Here is a 15217-nt window from a genome sequence, read left to right on the forward strand (position 1 = left end):
CATGGCAACTGCCGGCTCCATCGTCATCGACCTGCTGATGAAAACCGGGTCGTTCGTGACGGACACCCAGCGGGCCGAGAAGTCCATGAAGTCGATGGAGCGGACTGCGGCTGGCGTCAGCAAGGGCATCGTTGCGGGTTTCACTGCCATCGGTAGCGTGATCGGCGGAGCCCTCGCGGCGTTCGCAAGTGTGGACGCCGCAATCACTGGCCTGAGCAATGCAATCAACGCGGCCGACCGCATCGACGAGCTGTCGGCCCGGTTCAGTATCTCGACGGAGACGCTGTCAGGGTGGGGCTACGCCGCCAAAATGACCGGGTCGGACCTGGAAAGTCTGGTTGGCATCATTCCGAAGTTCAGTAAGAACATCGCGGATGCCTCGAAGGCTGGCAGCGACGCGGACAAGACCTTCAAGGCACTCGGGATCTCGGTCAAGGACCAGGCCGGGAACCTTCGGAGCTTCGAGGACCTGCTGCCCGAGGTGCAGAATCGCTTCGCTGGGATCAGCAACGAGACCACGAAGACGGCGCTGGCCATGCAGTTGTTCGGCAAGTCCGGTGCCGAGTTCCTGGAGTTCCTGAGCCTTGGCGCCGATGGTATGCGCTCCATGGAGGAGCGTGCGCGCTCCCTGGGGATCGTAATCGACTCGGACACTGCCGGAGCTGCGGCCGAGTTCAATGACCGCCTGGATGACCTGCGCGCGGCAACGCAGGGCTGGTTCACCCAGTTGGCCAGCGAGCTGCTACCGACGCTTACGGACCTGACCTCGCAGCTCGTTGAAGTGGCCAAGGAAGGCGGCGGTGTTCGTGACGTGGCGCATGGCATCGCCTCGGCCTTCCGCGAGATCGGAAAGGCGGCAGAGATCTTCGGGGTGGTCGAGAACTGGCTGGACCGCCTGCGCGGCGGCTTGGTGGCCGTCGAGAAGCAGGGTAATGCGGTCATCAAGCTGGCCACCGGCCAGTACAGCGGACTGTTCGGCTCGCAGGGCGGTGGCTGGGATGCGTTCGCCAAGGATTACCTGGCTGGAACAGCCTATGCCGACAGAGGCTGGGCTGCGATGCAGGGTGGCGGATCCGGCATCCCGGATGGTGCAAGGAGCGGCCCCCGCGGTCGACGCACGCAGGCAACAGCGGAAGAGATCCAGGCCACCAAGGACCAGACAGAGCAGCTACGCCGGGCAGCAGAGTGGGAATCTAAGCTGCAGGCTACTTGGGCCGAGGGGGAGAAGAAGAGGGCTGCTGGCGCGTCCCGGCAGGACAAGCAGGCGAAGAAGCTGCAGGATTCCTACCGCTCAACCAACGATCAGCTGGAGCGACAGATAGCGCTGTTCGGCGACAGCTCGGAACTGGGCCGCGTCAATTACGAGATCCAGTCCGGCGGCCTGAAGGGCATCGATGCCGCAGCGCAGGCCGCGATCCGTTCCAGCGCCTCGCTGCTGGACATGCTCGGCAACATCGACGAAGCCGAGTCGATCATGGCCGAGAGCGCTCAGAAGTTCGCCGATGCCTTCGATGGCATGTTCGGGATCGACGACGACTCCAGCTCGGTCGTCGAGGACAAGTTCAGCCAATGGACCGCCTACGCTGACCAGGCTGCCCGCAACATGCAGGACTCGTTTGCCGACTTTCTCTTCGATCCATTCGCCGATGGCCTGGGCGGCATGGCTGCGAACTTCGCCAAGACGCTCCAGAAGATGGCCGCGCAGGTGGCAGCGTCGAAGGTGTTCCAGCTGGTGGGGAGTTGGGCCAATGGTTACACCGGCGCGGGATCCAGTTGGATCAACGCGTTGGGCGGAATCATAGGAGGCACATCAGGCGGTCGCGCAGGCGGCGGCCCTGTGGCTGCCGGCAGCATGTACAGGGTGGGCGAGGGCGGCCGGCCTGAACTATTCGATCAGGGCGGGAAGACGTACCTGATTCCTGGCGATGCTGGCTCTGTGCGGCCGATCACGGCAGGGCTTCCGACTTCCTCGGTCGCTGGTGGTGGCACCTCTGGAAACATCTTCAACACCACGCTCAACGTCACTTCGGATGGCACCAGCACCAGCCAGCAGGGTGCCGGGGCGCAGGGTCAGCAGATCCAGCAGGCTTTCAGCCAGATGATCAACCAATGGGCGGTGCAGCAGTCGCGTGATGGCGGGCTGCTGAACAGGCGAGGGGGCCGCTGATGGCCGACGTATTCACCTGGTGCGTACGCACCGAAATCACCGGCACCGGTGACTTCCTGGTCAAGGAGGCTCGATTCGGCGATGGCTATCGGCAGACATCTGCTGACGGCCTCAACAACGAGAGCCAGCAGTGGCCGATCTCGATCGTTGGCCGTGAGTCCAAGGTTGGGCCGGCGCTTGCATTCTTGCGAGCGCGACAGGGTGCGGTGTCGTTCCTGTGGACACCTCCGCTTGGTGTCCAGGGCTACTACCTCTGCAAGACCTACACCTTGACCCCGCACGGCAATGGCGTCTACACGCTCGCCGCCACCTTCGAACAAACGTTCCAGCCGTAAGGAGAGCCGATGGCCCGCCAGATCATCGATATCGACACCGTCCAGCCGAACGGCAAGAAGGGCGACCCGGCGCGACTGATGTCGCAGAAGGTGAATGGGAACTTCGCGGAGCTATACGGCTTGCTTGGTGGTTTGGCTGCAGTCGGTGGCGTCAACATGCTCATCAACTGCGGCTTGCCGATCAACCAGCGGGTGTTCGCGGGGGGCGCGCTCGCCGCGGGTGCATATGGGTACGACCGGTGGAAGGCCGGTGCCGGCGGTTGCAACGTCACGATCAACGCGACCACCGGCGTGTTCACGCACACCAGTGGCTCGCTGCAGCAGATCGTGGAGGCGCCCGTGCTGGCCTGGGGGCAGCCGCTGACGATCAGTGTGGAGAACCCCAGCGGCAGCATCACGGTAAGCGTAGGCGGGGCCACTGGCACGATCACCTCTGGCACTGGGCGGCGCGGCGTTACCGTGACGCCCTCGGGCAGCGGCAACATGACGGTCCAGCTGACCGCGACCGGGGTCAGCTACAGCCGTCCGCAGTTGGAACGCGGCAGTGCTGCAACAGCATTCGACGCCCGGCCAGCAGCGCTCGAGCTTCTGCTGTGCCAGCGGTACTACGAAACCAGCTTCGAGGATGGAGTCGCCCCATCGCTCGGAGCCGCCAGCGGCTTGTCCATGCAGTCGACTGGATACACATCTGGCCGCGTCCGTCTGGCGTTCGTGCCTTTCAAGGTCAGGAAGCGTGCAGCCCCGGCGATGACGGCGTTCACCGATAGCCTGGCGAATCCACCGCGTGCTGGCGGGTTCGCCATTTACAACGCGTCCAACTATCCGTCGGCGGCTATCGCCTGGGTGGACGTGAACCAAACCGGCTGTGGTGGATTCCTCGACTACAGCTCGGGTATTACGGTGGGCCAGTCGTATTGGACCCGAGGCAATTGGACTGCGGACGCGGAGCTTTGACATGTACCAGCTGACCAATGACCCTGACCGGGTGATCTGCCTGGACACGATGGCTGATATCCCGCGTGGCCACTATTTGTGGGACGCCTATGAGGGATGGATGGCGGAAGGGAACACACCGGCACCCGTACCACCTCCCTACGTCCTTCATAGCCCGCAGCACTACCAAGCGATTCGCTCGGCGGCGTGGGAGTGGATGACCGCGTGGGTGAAGGAGCGTCGCTACGACACTATCGAGACGTGCTGCAGCTACTTCAACAGCAGCGTGCCGCGCTATCGCGACGAAGCCCGGGCGATGGTCGCCTGGCGCGACGCGGTGAATCAGGAGCTGGAAGCGATGGTGCTGACTGCGCCCGCCGGTATCGAGACCTGGGAACAGGTCCGGGCACTGCTGCCGCAGCCGGAGACATTCGACTGGCCGGGTGAGGTTTCCCTGCCGCTGGGCACCGGTGAAACGGCGGTGCTGGAATGATCACCGCGGATGCCCAGCAGCTGGAGCCGGGTGGCCGGGTGACACTGTTCGAGCTGGACGCCAGCAGCGTCGGCGCCGATCAGCTGTACTTTCACCAGCACCTGCAGACCGGCGTTATCTGGTGGCAGGGCCAGCAGTACGGCGCGTGGCCGATTGAGGCGACCGGCTTCGCCAGGACCAGCGACCAGCAACCCGCACCGCGGCTGAGGGTGAGCAACATCGACGGCCGCATTGGCGTCATGTGCCAGCTGTACGGCGACCTGGTCGGCGCGCGGATCATCCGCCGGCAGACGCTGGTGAAGTACCTGGACGCGGCCAATTTTCCTCCACTGAGGAACATGGTTCGAAACAGCAGTTTTGAAGCAAGCGCCAATGCCACATCCATCCCGACAGGCTGGAACCTAGAGCGCATTCGCAGTGACGTTGGCGGTGCTATTTCCTACGTGCCGTCGCCATTACCAGGGGGAGGCCGCGCGGTTCGCCTGGAGTGGAACGCGTTGAACGCCAAGGATTGGGCAGGCATTAACTTGGCGGGGCCGGGCGCAAACTATATCCGTGTGGAGGCGAATGCGGATTACGTCAATTCCTCCTATGTGCGTGGCACACCAGGCTCGAAAGCGCAGATCTACGTGCAATGGCTGAATTCGACCGGGGGAACGGTGCTTGGCACTGTGACCCTGCCGGAAGTGACCATGGACGGCAATTGGATCCGCTTGATCCTTCCCGCCCGCTCTCGGGGCGATGCCGTACTCGGCCGCGTCTACGTTGGGCGGCAGTTTGCCCAATCTGCAGGCTCTCACTTCATCGAAATCGACAACGTGCAGTTCGAACAGGGCACGTCACCAACCGAGTACCAGTTGACAGGCCTTGATCTGGACGCAAGCCGTAACCCGACTGCAGACCCCAACGAGCACTTCCCGGACGAAATCTGGTTCATCGAGCGCAAGGTGGCCGAGACCAAGGAGATGGTTGAGTTCGAGCTGGCCACGGCCATCGACCTCAACGGCGAGGTGCTTCCGGGCCGGCAGATCATGTCCAACGTGTGCACCTGGCTGCTGCGGGGCGGCTACCGCGGCCCCTACTGCAGCTACACCGGATCGGCCTATTTCGACATCAACGACAACCCGGTGGATGACCCGGGGCAGGACGTGTGCGCCGGGCTGGTTCGCAGCTGCAAGCGCCGGTTCGGCGAAAACAACGAGCTGCCCTATGGCGGGTTCCCGGCAGCAGGCTTGGTCCGAACCTGATCCCGGCAGCACATCGATAGCATCCCCACAGCCCGCCTCGCGCGGGCTTTTTCGTGAGCGAACCATGGAACAGAGCACCCTGCAGGCCATCCAGGCGCACGCCATGGCCGAGTACCCGCGAGAGTGCTGCGGCCTGATCGTAGCCACCGCTGCCGGTGAGGTCTACGTCCCCTGCGCCAACACCGCGGCCAAGCCCTCGGACCAGTTCCGCATGCCAGCCGAGGACTATGCCGCCGCCGAGGACCGGGGCGCCTTGCTGGCAGTGGTGCACAGCCACCCGAACGCGTCCGCCGCTGCATCGGATGCCGATCGCGTCATGTGCGAGGCCAGCGGCCTGCCATGGCACATCGTCAGCGTGGGGCAGGTGGTGGGAGAGGATCCGGCCTGCCACGACATCCAGACCATCGCGCCGTGCGGCTATCTGGCGCCGCTGGAGGGCCGCCACTTCGCCCACGGCATCCTCGACTGCTACAGCCTGGTGCGGGACTTCTATGCGCGCGAGCTGGGCATCACGCTCAGCCAGTACGAGCGCGACGACAACTGGTGGGACAACGGACAGGATCTCTACAGCCTGGACCGCCTGCGCGCTGAGGGCTTCGAACTGATCGACGGCGATCCCCAGCGCGGGGACATGATTCTGATGCAGGTTCGTTCGCCCGTGCCAAACCATGCCGGCGTCTACCTGGGCGATGACCTGATGCTGCATCACCTGTATGGCCGGCTCTCCGAGAAAGCCGTCTATGGCGGCATGTGGGCGGAGCGCACCCGGTACATTGTTCGGCATCGCGAGGCACGCCGTGACTGACCGCCTGCGAAAGATCCGGCTTTATGGCCAGCTGGGCAAGCGCTTCGGCCGCGAGCATCTGCTGGCCGTGGCCAACGTCGCTGAGGCCGTGCGTGCGCTCGGGGTCCTGTTCGATGGGTTCCAGCAGTACCTGCTGGAGGCCGAAGGGAAGGGCGTTCGGTTCGCGATCTTCCTCGGTCCGGAGAACCTGAGCCGCGACCAGCTGCTGGACCCGCCTGGCGATGAGGTGATCCGAATTGCGCCGATCCTGATGGGCGCCAAGAGCGGCGCACTGCAGACCATCGTTGGCGGCGTGCTGTGGGGCGTGGCCACCTTCATGAGCATCGGCGCGACAGGCTTCGCGCTGGCTGCGTGGTCGGCGGCAGCAAACGTCGGCATGGCCCTGACGCTCGGGGGTGTATCGCAGATGCTCGCGCCGCCACCGAAGACCGTGGGCAGCAAAGAAAAGCCCGAGAACACCCCGAACTACAGCATGAACGGCACCGTCAACACGCAGGCCGCTGGCGGTCCTGTGCCACTGGCCTACGGCGGCCACGACACCAAGGGCCTGATGGTGGGTTCGGCAATCATCAGCGGCGGCATCTACGCAGAGGACCAGATGTGACCATGACCAATCCAAGTGCGGCGGTCATGCGCCAGCTGCCCATCGTCGGTGCCGTGCGGCGTGAGCTGGCCCTGGTCGGCGGCACCGCCGTGGCGCTGGCCGGTGCAAAGAAGGGCCAGAGCAAGTCGCGCGAGCCGGTCGAAGGCCCTGACACCCTGCGATCGCGTTCCTTCGCGCGCGTGCTCGACCTGATCAGCGAGGGCGAGATCCGTGGTCTGGTCGCGGGCAACCAGTCGATCTACCTGGACCAGGTGCCGATCCAGAACGCCGACGGCACGCTTAACTTCCAAGGTGTCAGCGTCGAGACCCGGTCAGGCACGCAGGACCAACCCCACATTGCCGGGTTCCCCTCGGTGGAGAACGAGGTGGGCGTTGGCGTGGAGCTGCGCAGCAACACGCCAGTGACCCGCACTGTCTCTGGGTCGAGCCTGTCGGCTGTGCGGGTGCGCCTCGCCGTGCCGCAGCTCCAGAAGGTGAACACCGACAACGGCGACACCGAGGGCTACAGCGTCAGCTATGCCATTGACCTGTCGACGGACAACGGCCCGTTCAACACGGTTCTGACCACTGCCTTCTCGGGCAAGACCACGACCGAGTACCAGCGCAGCCACCGCATCGACCTGCCGGCGGGCAATCAGTGGCAGACGCGCATCCGGCGCCTGACCCCGAACGCCAACAGCGCGACCATCGCCGATACCACGAATGTCCTGTCTATCACTGAGGTTATCGACGCGAAGCTGCGCTATCCGAACTGCGCGCTCGCAGCGATTCAGGTAGATGGCAGCCAGTTCCAGAGCAAGCCGAGCACGGCCTATCGCATCTGGGGCCGCATCATCCGCGTGCCGGCGAACTATGACCCGCTGACCCGAGCCTACTCCGGGGTGTGGGATGGCACGTTCAAGTCGGCATGGACCAACAACCCGGCATGGGTGTTCTACGACATCGTGACCAACGATCGGTTCGGCCTTGGCCACCGGATCCCGCAGGCCTACGTCGACAAGTGGAACCTCTACGCGATCGCGCGGTATTGCGACCAGCTGGTGAGCGACGGCGTGGGCGGCATGGAACCGCGGTTCACCTGCAGCCTGTACCTGCAGACCGAGGCTGAGGCCTTCCGGGTGCTGCAGGACATGGCTTCCATCTTCCGCGGCATCAGCTTCTACGCCGCCGGCCAGGTGATCGCCTCGGCAGACATGCCCAAGGACCCGACGTTCACCTACACCCAGGCCAATGTGGTGGAGGGGCGTTTCACCTACGAGGGCACCGGACGCAAGGCGCGCCACACCGTTGCCCAGGTGTCGTGGACCGACCCGGACGACTTCGGCCGGCAGAAGGTGGAGACCGTACAGCTGCGCAGCGGCATCGCCCGCTACGGCATCAACAGCACCAGCGTGACCGCCTTCGGCTGCGACCGTCGCAGCCAGGCCCAGCGCATGGGCAACCACATCCTCTACAGCGAGAACCTGGAGACGGAGACTGTTGCCTTCGCAGTGGGTCTGGACGCGCTGCGCGTCACGGTCGGGGACATCATCCGGGTAGCGGATCCGGATCGGGCAGGGCGCCGCATGGGCGGCCGCATCCGCAGTGCCACGGCCAGTGCGCTGGTGCTGGACCGGGTGCCGGAGGCCACCGCCGCCGGCCAGACGATCCATGCCACGTTGCCCAGCGGCGTTACCGAGACCCGCACCATTCAGTCGGTCACCGGCAACGAGGTGCGTGTGACCGTGCCGTGGTCGACCGTGCCGGTTGCGCAGTCGGTGTGGGCTACCGAGTCGAGTGAACTGGCGCTGCAGCTGTTCCGGGTGATGTCGATCACCGAGCGCCCGATCACCGGTGAGGACGGCATCACCTACGACGTGGTGGGCCTAAAGCACGTGCCGGGCAAGTTCGCTGCGATCGATGACGGCACCCGGATCGAGCAGCCGCCGATCAGCATCATCCCGCCCAGCGTGCAGCCGCCGCCGGCCAACGTGCATCTGTCGTCTCACTCGGTGATCGACCAGGGCATTGCCACCCATGTGCTGACCATCGCGTGGGACCAGGCCGACAAGGCCATCGCCTACGACGTGGAGTGGAAGCGGGGCGACCTGGACTGGGTGCGCGCGGGCCGCGTGTCGACGCAGAGCATCGAAGTGCGCGGTATCTACGCCGGTGAGTACTTGGCGCGCGTGCGGGCGATCAATGCCGTGGGGGCGGTGTCCCAGCCGGCGCTGAGCCCGCTGACCAGCATCGAGGGCAAGACCACACCACCGCCTGCGCTGACCTCGCTGACGACCACGCCGCTGCCGTTCGCCATCGCGCTGGCTTGGGGCTTCCCGCCGGGCGCTACCGACACCCAGCGCACCGAGATCTGGCGCAGCATGGGCCCGAACAGGGAGAACGCGGTGAAGCTGGGCGATTACGCCTATCCGCAGAACCGGCTGCAGCTGGATGGCTTGGCGGCGGGTGCACGGTTCTACTTCTGGGGCCGGCTGGTCGATCGCAGCGGCAACATCGGCCCGTGGTATCCGGCCGGCACCGGTGTGATGGGCGAATCCAGCACGAACCAGTCGGACTACGACGCGTATTTCTTGGGCAAGATCAGCGAGAGCGCGCTGGGCCAGAGCCTGCAGACCAAGATCAATAGCATCAGCTCGCTGGTGCCGTTGGTCTGGACTGCCGGCGCGACTTACGAGCCAGGCCAGACGGTGGTCTACAACGGGCGCATCTGGCAGTGGAAGGGGCCGGGCAACGGCAACGAGACGCCGCCGGGCACAAAGTGGGTGGACGTTGGCCAGGCCGTGACCGAGGCAGGCGCGCTGGTTGGCCAGGTGAATCAGCTGCAGCTGGACGTGCAGGAGGTGGACGGCAAGGTCACTGCGGTGGGCCAGCAGGTCAACGGCCTAGTGGCGCAGTACAGCGCAGAGCATGCCGGCGATGAGGATTGGAACGCCGGTGACGAAACCTCCTTCGCGGGCACCATCACCACGCTGTCGGTCATCGCCACTGGTGACTACGCACTGTCGGAACGGGTGGAAAATACCGAGGCATCGGTGGGGGAAACCCAAGCGATCGTGCAGCAGACCTCGCAGGCCGTGGTCGATATGAACGGCCGGATCAGCGCGTCGTGGAGCTTGAAGCTGCAGGTTGCGGCCAACGGCCAGTACTACGCGGCCGGCATGGGCATCGGCATCGAGAACCAGCCGGACGGCAGCTACCAGAGCCAGATCCTGTTCCAGGCGGACCGGTTCGCGGTGATCAATGTGGTCAACGGCCAGGTGACGTCACCGTTCGTGATCCAGGGCGGCCAGACCTTCATCAGCCAGGCGCTGATCGGCACTGGCTGGATCCAGAACGCGATGATTGGTGACGTGATCCAGTCGAATGCAACAGGCGTTGGTGGACAGCCGCGCTGGAAGCTGGACAAGAACGGAACACTCACGATGACCGGCGCGAACAGCGGCGGCTACCTTACGATCAACGATCGTGTCATTCAGGTGTACGACGGCAATGGCACGCTGCGTGTTCGCCTTGGAATCTGGTCGTGACGCAGGGTCTGCAGGTATGGGATCAGAATGGAGCGCTGGTGCTCGATGTCACCGATCGTCTGACCCGCCATGTCGTTTCAGGATCATACGTGGCGCCGGCCGGATCATGGCCAATCATCGCTTTCATCAGTGTTCCAGGGATGGTCAACGATGGAACTTGGCTCGCCGTAGCATCGTCGGGTCCAGGCGCTGGGAACCCTGTGACAATCATCAATGGCGGTTTCAACGTTCTGTGTAACGACGCCTTCGGCGGGGTCCGCAACACTAACTACTACTCGGTGTTTCGCATATGAATGCAGGACTGCAGGTGTTCAATGACGATCAGATTCTGCAGATCGACAGTGACTATCGAAACCCGAGGTACGCGTTTGGTGGCTATTGCAACACCAAGGCCGTAGGCAGCAACAGCTACTTCGTGGATGTGGCGATGGATGCGACGACCAGCATCGCAACAGAGTGCCCAATGGTGATTATCAGACCGGAGTCTGCTGATCAGTACGTCGGGGGGTGCTTTGTCAACGCGCCCCATCCCGAGGTTGGCAGTTTCCCGGCAAGGCCAAACGGTGCGGTCCAGTTGTGGGGGCAGTGCCCGTTCGATTGGGCTGTGCTTTCAACACGTGTAGCGATCGGGTCAGGTGGGTCGCCATACGGATTGGACATCTTTGACGCGAGTGGCAACCTGGTATTTGCGTCTGCATACCGACAGTTGAGGATCACGCAAACGTTCGATGATCCAGACAGCCAGGGATGGCCTAAGACGTTCGCGCTCACGAAGGGTCAGAACAATCCGTGGATCTGGGCGAATCCGATGATCGGACTGGCTGGAGGCACCTGGGATGAGCAGTTTCCTGGCATCGTGGGACGCTTCAATTCCGCTCGCAATCAGCTCACCGTCGCAGCACTCGATCTGGTGACGATGCAGCCGATCGTTGGTGGCGGTAACCCCTTCGCAGGCGTTCGCCGACTGTTTGGCACCGCGAGCTACTAATGCGCGTGAGCTGGGGCTGTCTTCCTGTTTTTCAGGATTGAATGCGGAATGGAGACCTCTTCCGGCAGCTTCATGGTCAGCTGGATAATCATGTGGCTACCGGTCTTCCATCGGAAGCGTCGCGCGCGAACCTGGAAGGGGAGTTTTTCTCCGCCTACATCGAGATCGACGAGATCGCCTGTCCCGGGCGTGAGGCCGTCCACTGGCAATAGGCCAGGAAGCGACACTGGGATGCCCTGCAAGCGATCGATGGTGTCCTGGGTGAACAGCAGATCGAAGGTTACGTTGAGGGCTTCGCTCATGGCTCCATTCCGTGGGTGCGAGGTTCGGGAAGTCTAATCCAAGCGGGCCAGCTGCCGCTAAGCCACTGGCGCCAGCAGATCCTCGCGGTTGTTCCGCGGCGTGTTGACTGCGCGGCTGACGCGGTAGGCCTCCATCGCCGGCGTCTCGCTGGCCAGCAGCATCGCCATAGCGTCGTCCGGGCCCGCTGCCATCCACTCATCGATCTGGCCGGCATGCAGCCACACCGGCATGCGGTCGTGGATATCGGCAGAGACGCCGCTGCTGTCGCCGGTGATGATGGTGAAGGTGCCCAGGTTGCCGTCGGGCAGCAGAGGGCTGGTGTCCTCCCACAGGCCGGCGGCCAGTAGCGGCCCGGTGGCGTGGATGAACCACGGGTCCTTCTTCTCATCGATCGGGCTGACCGACCACTCGTAGTAGCCGGCCATGGGGATGACACACCGGCGTTTCTTGAACGCCGACCGGAAGGCGGGCTTTGTGGCCACCGTCTCTATCCGGGCGTTGATGGTCGAGCCCTGTAGGCCCTTGGCCTTGGCCCAGAACGGCAGCAGGCCCCACGCAAGCCGGGTTACCTGCCGGCCTTCGCCGCGATCGAGGATCACGGATGCGCGCTGCGTCGGCGCCAGGTTGTAGCTGGGCTGGATCTCGGCCAGGCCGGGGGCAAGGTCAGCCAGCCCCGGCTGGCCGAAGTCGATCACGGGGAGCTGGACGAAGCGGCCGCACATACGTGTAAGACTGCATCTCGGCTCGTGAGAACGCTGTCAGGTATGCTCATTTTTGACGGGGCATTGCTAGGCTAGGTTCTATAGCTTAACGTTCAGGTTTGTTCGCACTCGACACCGGACGTCCCCACATGACTGTGCCTGAATGGAACTCGGCAGGTTTGCTCCCACCTCACGATCCAGAGGCTCCTGTCTCCCGGGAAAGATCTCCGTATCTGGTGACCGTCGCGGACCTCGTTGCCAAGCTGTCTACAACGCCTCAGCGTTGCGTCATTGCCGACGGATTTCTCCGCTACAGAGCAGATCTTCACGCTTTAGGGTTCACCTCTGGTTTCCAATGGGTGGACGGTAGCTTCTGTTCCGATGTTGAAACGTTGGAAGGCCGGCCGCCCAGCGATATAGATGTTGTTACGTTTCTCGACGCACCTGCGGACGTGGATCACGAAGCGGCCTTTGTAGCAAAGCCTCAGTTGTTTTTGGACCCGAAGAAAGAATATTTCTGCGACGCCTATTTTGTGGAGCTGAATGGCACTAGCCCTGAATATTTGGTTGCCAACTCTGCGTACTGGTCAAGTGTGTGGGGGCATACCAGGGGAGGTGCGTGGAAAGGCTTCTTGCAGGTGAGTCTTGATCCCGCATTTGATGCGGCCGCTAGGGGCATGCTGCAAATGGCTGAGGTGGCTCAGTGAGAATCTTCGAAAAAAATTCGCTCAAGAGTGAAATTGCTGAGGTTTCGAGGTTGCTTCGGCTGGCTGGTCCGAATGACGTTTTTACGCGCATCGGATTAGAGCGCAGGCTAAGAGAGCTCACTGCTCAACAAGACGAGGATCCTGGTAATCATTTCCAGTCGCGTGTGACTTTTAAAGGTGCACCAGTCGTTGGAAGTTATGGGATTTCGGCATCTTTTGGTGCTAAAGCTATGACGGCTTTCTCAGACGCCGTCTCTGCGGTCGGTGCATCCTTGCGTGGAGTTCTCGCTCCTCGAGGGCCACTCCCTGATCGGCCTGATTTCGAAATGTTGATCACAGGAACGGCTGTGGGGTCGTTTGGTTTCGAGCTTGAAAGTCGGAATAGGGAGCTGGTGGAAGGTGGCACCGTTTCTGAGGCAGTGGAGCGAGCACAGCTTTTGCTTGAGGCTGCATCTCAAGAGGAAGACGATGCTCTCGCAGAAGCTCTTGTTGATCTTGATAGGCGTGCCATAGCGACCGTTCGTTCATTTGTCGAAGTCCTTCATCAGCATGGCGCTCTGTGCACAGTAGCTACTGCACATAGGACATTCAGCTTCTCTAACAACATGGAAGTTGTGCGTAGCGTGGCCCGGCTTGAGGACGGGAACATTGAAGAGGATGAGGAAATACTGGATGGGGTCCTGATCGGTGTTCTTCCCGTAACTAGGACGCTCGAGTTCCGCTTGCCGGATGCAGTGGTTATCCGAGGGAAGGTAGATAGATCCGTTGGAGATCTTGAAACTGTCTATGAGGCGTTGCACCAACGGTCCACGGTCCGCGTCCGAACGACAAGAGTCGGCAACGGAAGGCCTAAGTATTTGTTTGTTAGCAAGCCAGAAGCCTTAGGCAATGGGGATAACGTTCTGAACCCATAAATTCCTCCGAGCAAAGGATCAACATCCAGCGGGTGCGATCTCGTGCACGGAGCTTGTGTAGTTCGGCAAGACCATGTGTTGCCGCATGCCCCACGCTGGCCGCAGCTGCCAACCTGATGCGCCAAGGCCGGCCGTGCCCGGGGTGTGTAGGGCACGGCCGAACTGTGACGCCGGTCAGGCGGCCTCTACACGGTACTTGCGGTGTCGGATCTACGCTCGGTCTCCCCCAGGAGCCTGGAGAGAGCCATGCCTAACAGGGCTGTTGTATTTGTCAGTGAAGCGGTCGGCGACCTGACCTCGGCCCACCTGTCCAAGATCATGGCGGACGCAGAGCGATTCAATCGCACTGCCGGAGTAACCGGGGTCACGCTGTTTGATGGACAGAGGTTCCTCGCTTACATGGAGGGGCCGCCCGATGGCCTGGATGTGGCCTTTTCCAGAGCAGCGGGCGCCACCAGCCATTCAAGCCTGATCGAGATTGCGCGGGGGCGGGTCGGGCAGCGCAGGCTTCCGTACTGGCCAATGCGTTGCATCCCCCTGTCGCCGCCGGAGCTGGTGCAGCTGGTGCGGGCCGACTGGACTTCCTTCCTGCAGCGGGGAGGCGATCAAGCTGGCCAAGCCACCGCGATGGAGATGCTGGTGGCACTGGTCGAACCATTCGCCGAGGCTGCCTGAGCAAGATCTTCGACAACAAGCGGCATCCGTTCTACGAGAACGAGGCCGCGTGGGGAGAACCCCGAACGACGGTGGGTGGTTGCCCGATAGTGCCCAGCCGCCGGCGCTGGCATTCTGACTGTACCGGATCCGGGGCCGCAGGCAGCTCAACCCGGGGGCGCTTGAGCAGCGCCGTGCCGGCACTCATCCCGAACGATTCAGCCAGGTCGCCGCCGCGTTCGCAGGATCTGCGACGGCCGGTCGTATCCTTCCGGCCATGCTTCCCATGCACGGCTACCAAGGCTTCCGCAGCGCCCCCGTTCCCACTGGCTGGGTCCAGCTGGGTGACAACTGGGTGCTGTGGTGGAGCGGTCGGCAGATCGCCCAGGTTTCCCCAGCCAAGGACCGTGGGGTGCGTGTGCACCTCGATGCCCGGAAGATGTGGCAGACCAAGGACGAATGGGCAGCCAGTCTCGCCCAGGGCAAGCGCTATGCCGAGCGCTGGTGCGCGGTCAGGCTGTACCCAGAGCTGCGCCTTCGCGCCGCCGTGGCCCGGCTGCTGGGCACCAAGCCGGCCGAACCGCTGCCCGGCCTGCCACCGACCCGCGAGCAGCAGCAACAAGCCCGGCGCCTGGCTGAGGCCACGGCTACCGCTACGGCGCGGGTCAAGGAAGCGCTGGAGCCGGCCAAGCCGCCGGCGACAAAGCCCCGTCCGAAGGACGCGCGCAAGGCGTGGGTGAGGGCAGGGCTGCAGCAGATGCGCCGCGGTGTGTAACGAGAGGGGGAGTTAAAAAAGGCGGAGCCGGAAGATTCACGACTCCATTACGCCATTTTCTTGG

General features: G+C 63.2%; 16 protein-coding genes. 14 read left to right on the forward strand and 2 right to left on the reverse strand.

Going from position 1 to position 15217, the window contains the following annotated elements:
• Position 1: 1 nt before the first annotated feature.
• From DI041_RS04070 to DI041_RS04120, 10 genes are all read left to right on the forward strand, one after another.
• Positions 2–2167 carry a phage tail tape measure protein gene (locus DI041_RS04070; RefSeq protein ID WP_136638136.1) on the forward strand — a complete coding sequence of 722 codons (2166 nt, stop codon included), beginning with the start codon at positions 2–4 and terminating at the stop codon, positions 2165–2167.
• Positions 2167–2502, forward strand: coding sequence for a phage tail protein (locus DI041_RS04075; protein WP_211195175.1), 336 nt, complete (start codon positions 2167–2169; stop codon positions 2500–2502). Before DI041_RS04070 ends, DI041_RS04075 begins: the two co-directional genes overlap by 1 nt.
• A 9-nt stretch (positions 2503–2511) precedes the next feature.
• The gene (locus tag DI041_RS04080; RefSeq protein WP_136638134.1) at positions 2512–3456 is read left to right on the forward strand and encodes a hypothetical protein; all 945 of its coding nucleotides are present in this window, start codon (positions 2512–2514) and stop codon (positions 3454–3456) included.
• Position 3457: 1 nt separating this feature from the next.
• Positions 3458–3928, forward strand: coding sequence for a hypothetical protein (locus DI041_RS04085; RefSeq protein WP_136638133.1), 471 nt, complete (start codon positions 3458–3460; stop codon positions 3926–3928).
• Positions 3925–5175, forward strand: a complete 1251-nt coding sequence (locus DI041_RS21400) for a phage minor tail protein L (RefSeq protein ID WP_248298416.1) — start codon at positions 3925–3927, stop codon at positions 5173–5175. Before DI041_RS04085 ends, DI041_RS21400 begins: the two co-directional genes overlap by 4 nt.
• 64 nt (positions 5176–5239) lie before the next feature.
• Positions 5240–5980, forward strand: coding sequence for a C40 family peptidase (locus DI041_RS04100; protein ID WP_136638132.1), 741 nt, complete (start codon positions 5240–5242; stop codon positions 5978–5980).
• Positions 5973–6584, forward strand: a complete 612-nt coding sequence (locus DI041_RS04105; protein ID WP_211195174.1) for a tail assembly protein — start codon at positions 5973–5975, stop codon at positions 6582–6584. The genes DI041_RS04100 and DI041_RS04105 overlap by 8 nt, the downstream gene beginning before the upstream one ends.
• Before the next feature lie 2 nt (positions 6585–6586).
• Positions 6587–10111, forward strand: a complete 3525-nt coding sequence (locus DI041_RS04110; RefSeq protein WP_248298415.1) for a TipJ family phage tail tip protein — start codon at positions 6587–6589, stop codon at positions 10109–10111.
• Positions 10108–10404 carry a hypothetical protein gene (locus DI041_RS04115; RefSeq protein ID WP_136638130.1) on the forward strand — a complete coding sequence of 99 codons (297 nt, stop codon included), beginning with the start codon at positions 10108–10110 and terminating at the stop codon, positions 10402–10404. The genes DI041_RS04110 and DI041_RS04115 overlap by 4 nt, the downstream gene beginning before the upstream one ends.
• Positions 10401–11099 carry a hypothetical protein gene (locus tag DI041_RS04120; protein WP_136638129.1) on the forward strand — a complete coding sequence of 233 codons (699 nt, stop codon included), beginning with the start codon at positions 10401–10403 and terminating at the stop codon, positions 11097–11099. The genes DI041_RS04115 and DI041_RS04120 overlap by 4 nt, the downstream gene beginning before the upstream one ends.
• Here the strand turns inward: DI041_RS04120 and DI041_RS04125 are convergent.
• Together DI041_RS04125 and DI041_RS04130 are read right to left on the reverse strand one after the other, a co-directional pair.
• Entirely contained in the window at positions 11096–11401 is a 306-nt protein-coding gene (locus DI041_RS04125) for a hypothetical protein (protein ID WP_136638128.1), read from the reverse strand. The genes DI041_RS04120 and DI041_RS04125 overlap by 4 nt on opposite strands.
• Positions 11402–11458: 57 nt before the next feature.
• A complete protein-coding gene (locus DI041_RS04130; protein WP_136638127.1) occupies positions 11459–12124 on the reverse strand; it encodes an SOS response-associated peptidase in 666 nt (221 codons plus the stop codon).
• Positions 12125–12252: 128 nt separating this feature from the next.
• On the opposite strand from DI041_RS04130, the gene DI041_RS04135 reads away from it, so the two are divergent.
• The 4 genes from DI041_RS04135 to DI041_RS04155 all read left to right on the forward strand — a co-directional run bounded on the left by DI041_RS04135 (position 12253) and on the right by DI041_RS04155 (position 15153).
• On the forward strand, positions 12253–12810 hold the full coding sequence (locus tag DI041_RS04135) for a DUF6932 family protein (RefSeq protein WP_136638126.1): 558 nt from the start codon (positions 12253–12255) through the stop codon (positions 12808–12810).
• A 326-nt stretch (positions 12811–13136) separates the two neighbouring features.
• A complete protein-coding gene (locus DI041_RS04140; protein ID WP_136638125.1) occupies positions 13137–13724 on the forward strand; it encodes a hypothetical protein in 588 nt (195 codons plus the stop codon).
• Positions 13725–13970: 246 nt separating this feature from the next.
• Entirely contained in the window at positions 13971–14399 is a 429-nt protein-coding gene (locus DI041_RS04150; RefSeq protein ID WP_136638124.1) for a BLUF domain-containing protein, read from the forward strand.
• Between the two features lie 256 nt (positions 14400–14655).
• Complete coding sequence (locus DI041_RS04155) at positions 14656–15153, forward strand: hypothetical protein (protein WP_136638123.1); 498 nt, start codon at positions 14656–14658, stop codon at positions 15151–15153.
• Positions 15154–15217 lie beyond the last annotated feature (64 nt).

The sequence above is a fragment of the Stenotrophomonas maltophilia genome (assembly GCF_004920835.1).
Lineage (GTDB): Bacteria > Pseudomonadota > Gammaproteobacteria > Xanthomonadales > Xanthomonadaceae > Stenotrophomonas > Stenotrophomonas maltophilia_AQ.

Coding starts and splice junctions, on each gene's coding strand:
- DI041_RS04135 (WP_136638126.1), top strand. CDS start 12,253: ATGACTGTGCCTGAATGGAACTCGGCAGGTTTGCTCCCACCTCACGAT.
- DI041_RS04100 (WP_136638132.1), top strand. CDS start 5,240: ATGGAACAGAGCACCCTGCAGGCCATCCAGGCGCACGCCATGGCCGAG.
- DI041_RS21400 (WP_248298416.1), top strand. CDS start 3,925: ATGATCACCGCGGATGCCCAGCAGCTGGAGCCGGGTGGCCGGGTGACA.
- DI041_RS04070 (WP_136638136.1), top strand. CDS start 2: ATGGCAACTGCCGGCTCCATCGTCATCGACCTGCTGATGAAAACCGGG.
- DI041_RS04125 (WP_136638128.1), bottom strand. CDS start 11,401: ATGAGCGAAGCCCTCAACGTAACCTTCGATCTGCTGTTCACCCAGGAC.
- DI041_RS04150 (WP_136638124.1), top strand. CDS start 13,971: ATGCCTAACAGGGCTGTTGTATTTGTCAGTGAAGCGGTCGGCGACCTG.
- DI041_RS04085 (WP_136638133.1), top strand. CDS start 3,458: ATGTACCAGCTGACCAATGACCCTGACCGGGTGATCTGCCTGGACACG.
- DI041_RS04080 (WP_136638134.1), top strand. CDS start 2,512: ATGGCCCGCCAGATCATCGATATCGACACCGTCCAGCCGAACGGCAAG.
- DI041_RS04130 (WP_136638127.1), bottom strand. CDS start 12,124: ATGTGCGGCCGCTTCGTCCAGCTCCCCGTGATCGACTTCGGCCAGCCG.
- DI041_RS04075 (WP_211195175.1), top strand. CDS start 2,167: ATGGCCGACGTATTCACCTGGTGCGTACGCACCGAAATCACCGGCACC.
- DI041_RS04120 (WP_136638129.1), top strand. CDS start 10,401: ATGAATGCAGGACTGCAGGTGTTCAATGACGATCAGATTCTGCAGATC.
- DI041_RS04155 (WP_136638123.1), top strand. CDS start 14,656: ATGCTTCCCATGCACGGCTACCAAGGCTTCCGCAGCGCCCCCGTTCCC.
- DI041_RS04140 (WP_136638125.1), top strand. CDS start 13,137: ATGTTGATCACAGGAACGGCTGTGGGGTCGTTTGGTTTCGAGCTTGAA.
- DI041_RS04110 (WP_248298415.1), top strand. CDS start 6,587: ATGACCAATCCAAGTGCGGCGGTCATGCGCCAGCTGCCCATCGTCGGT.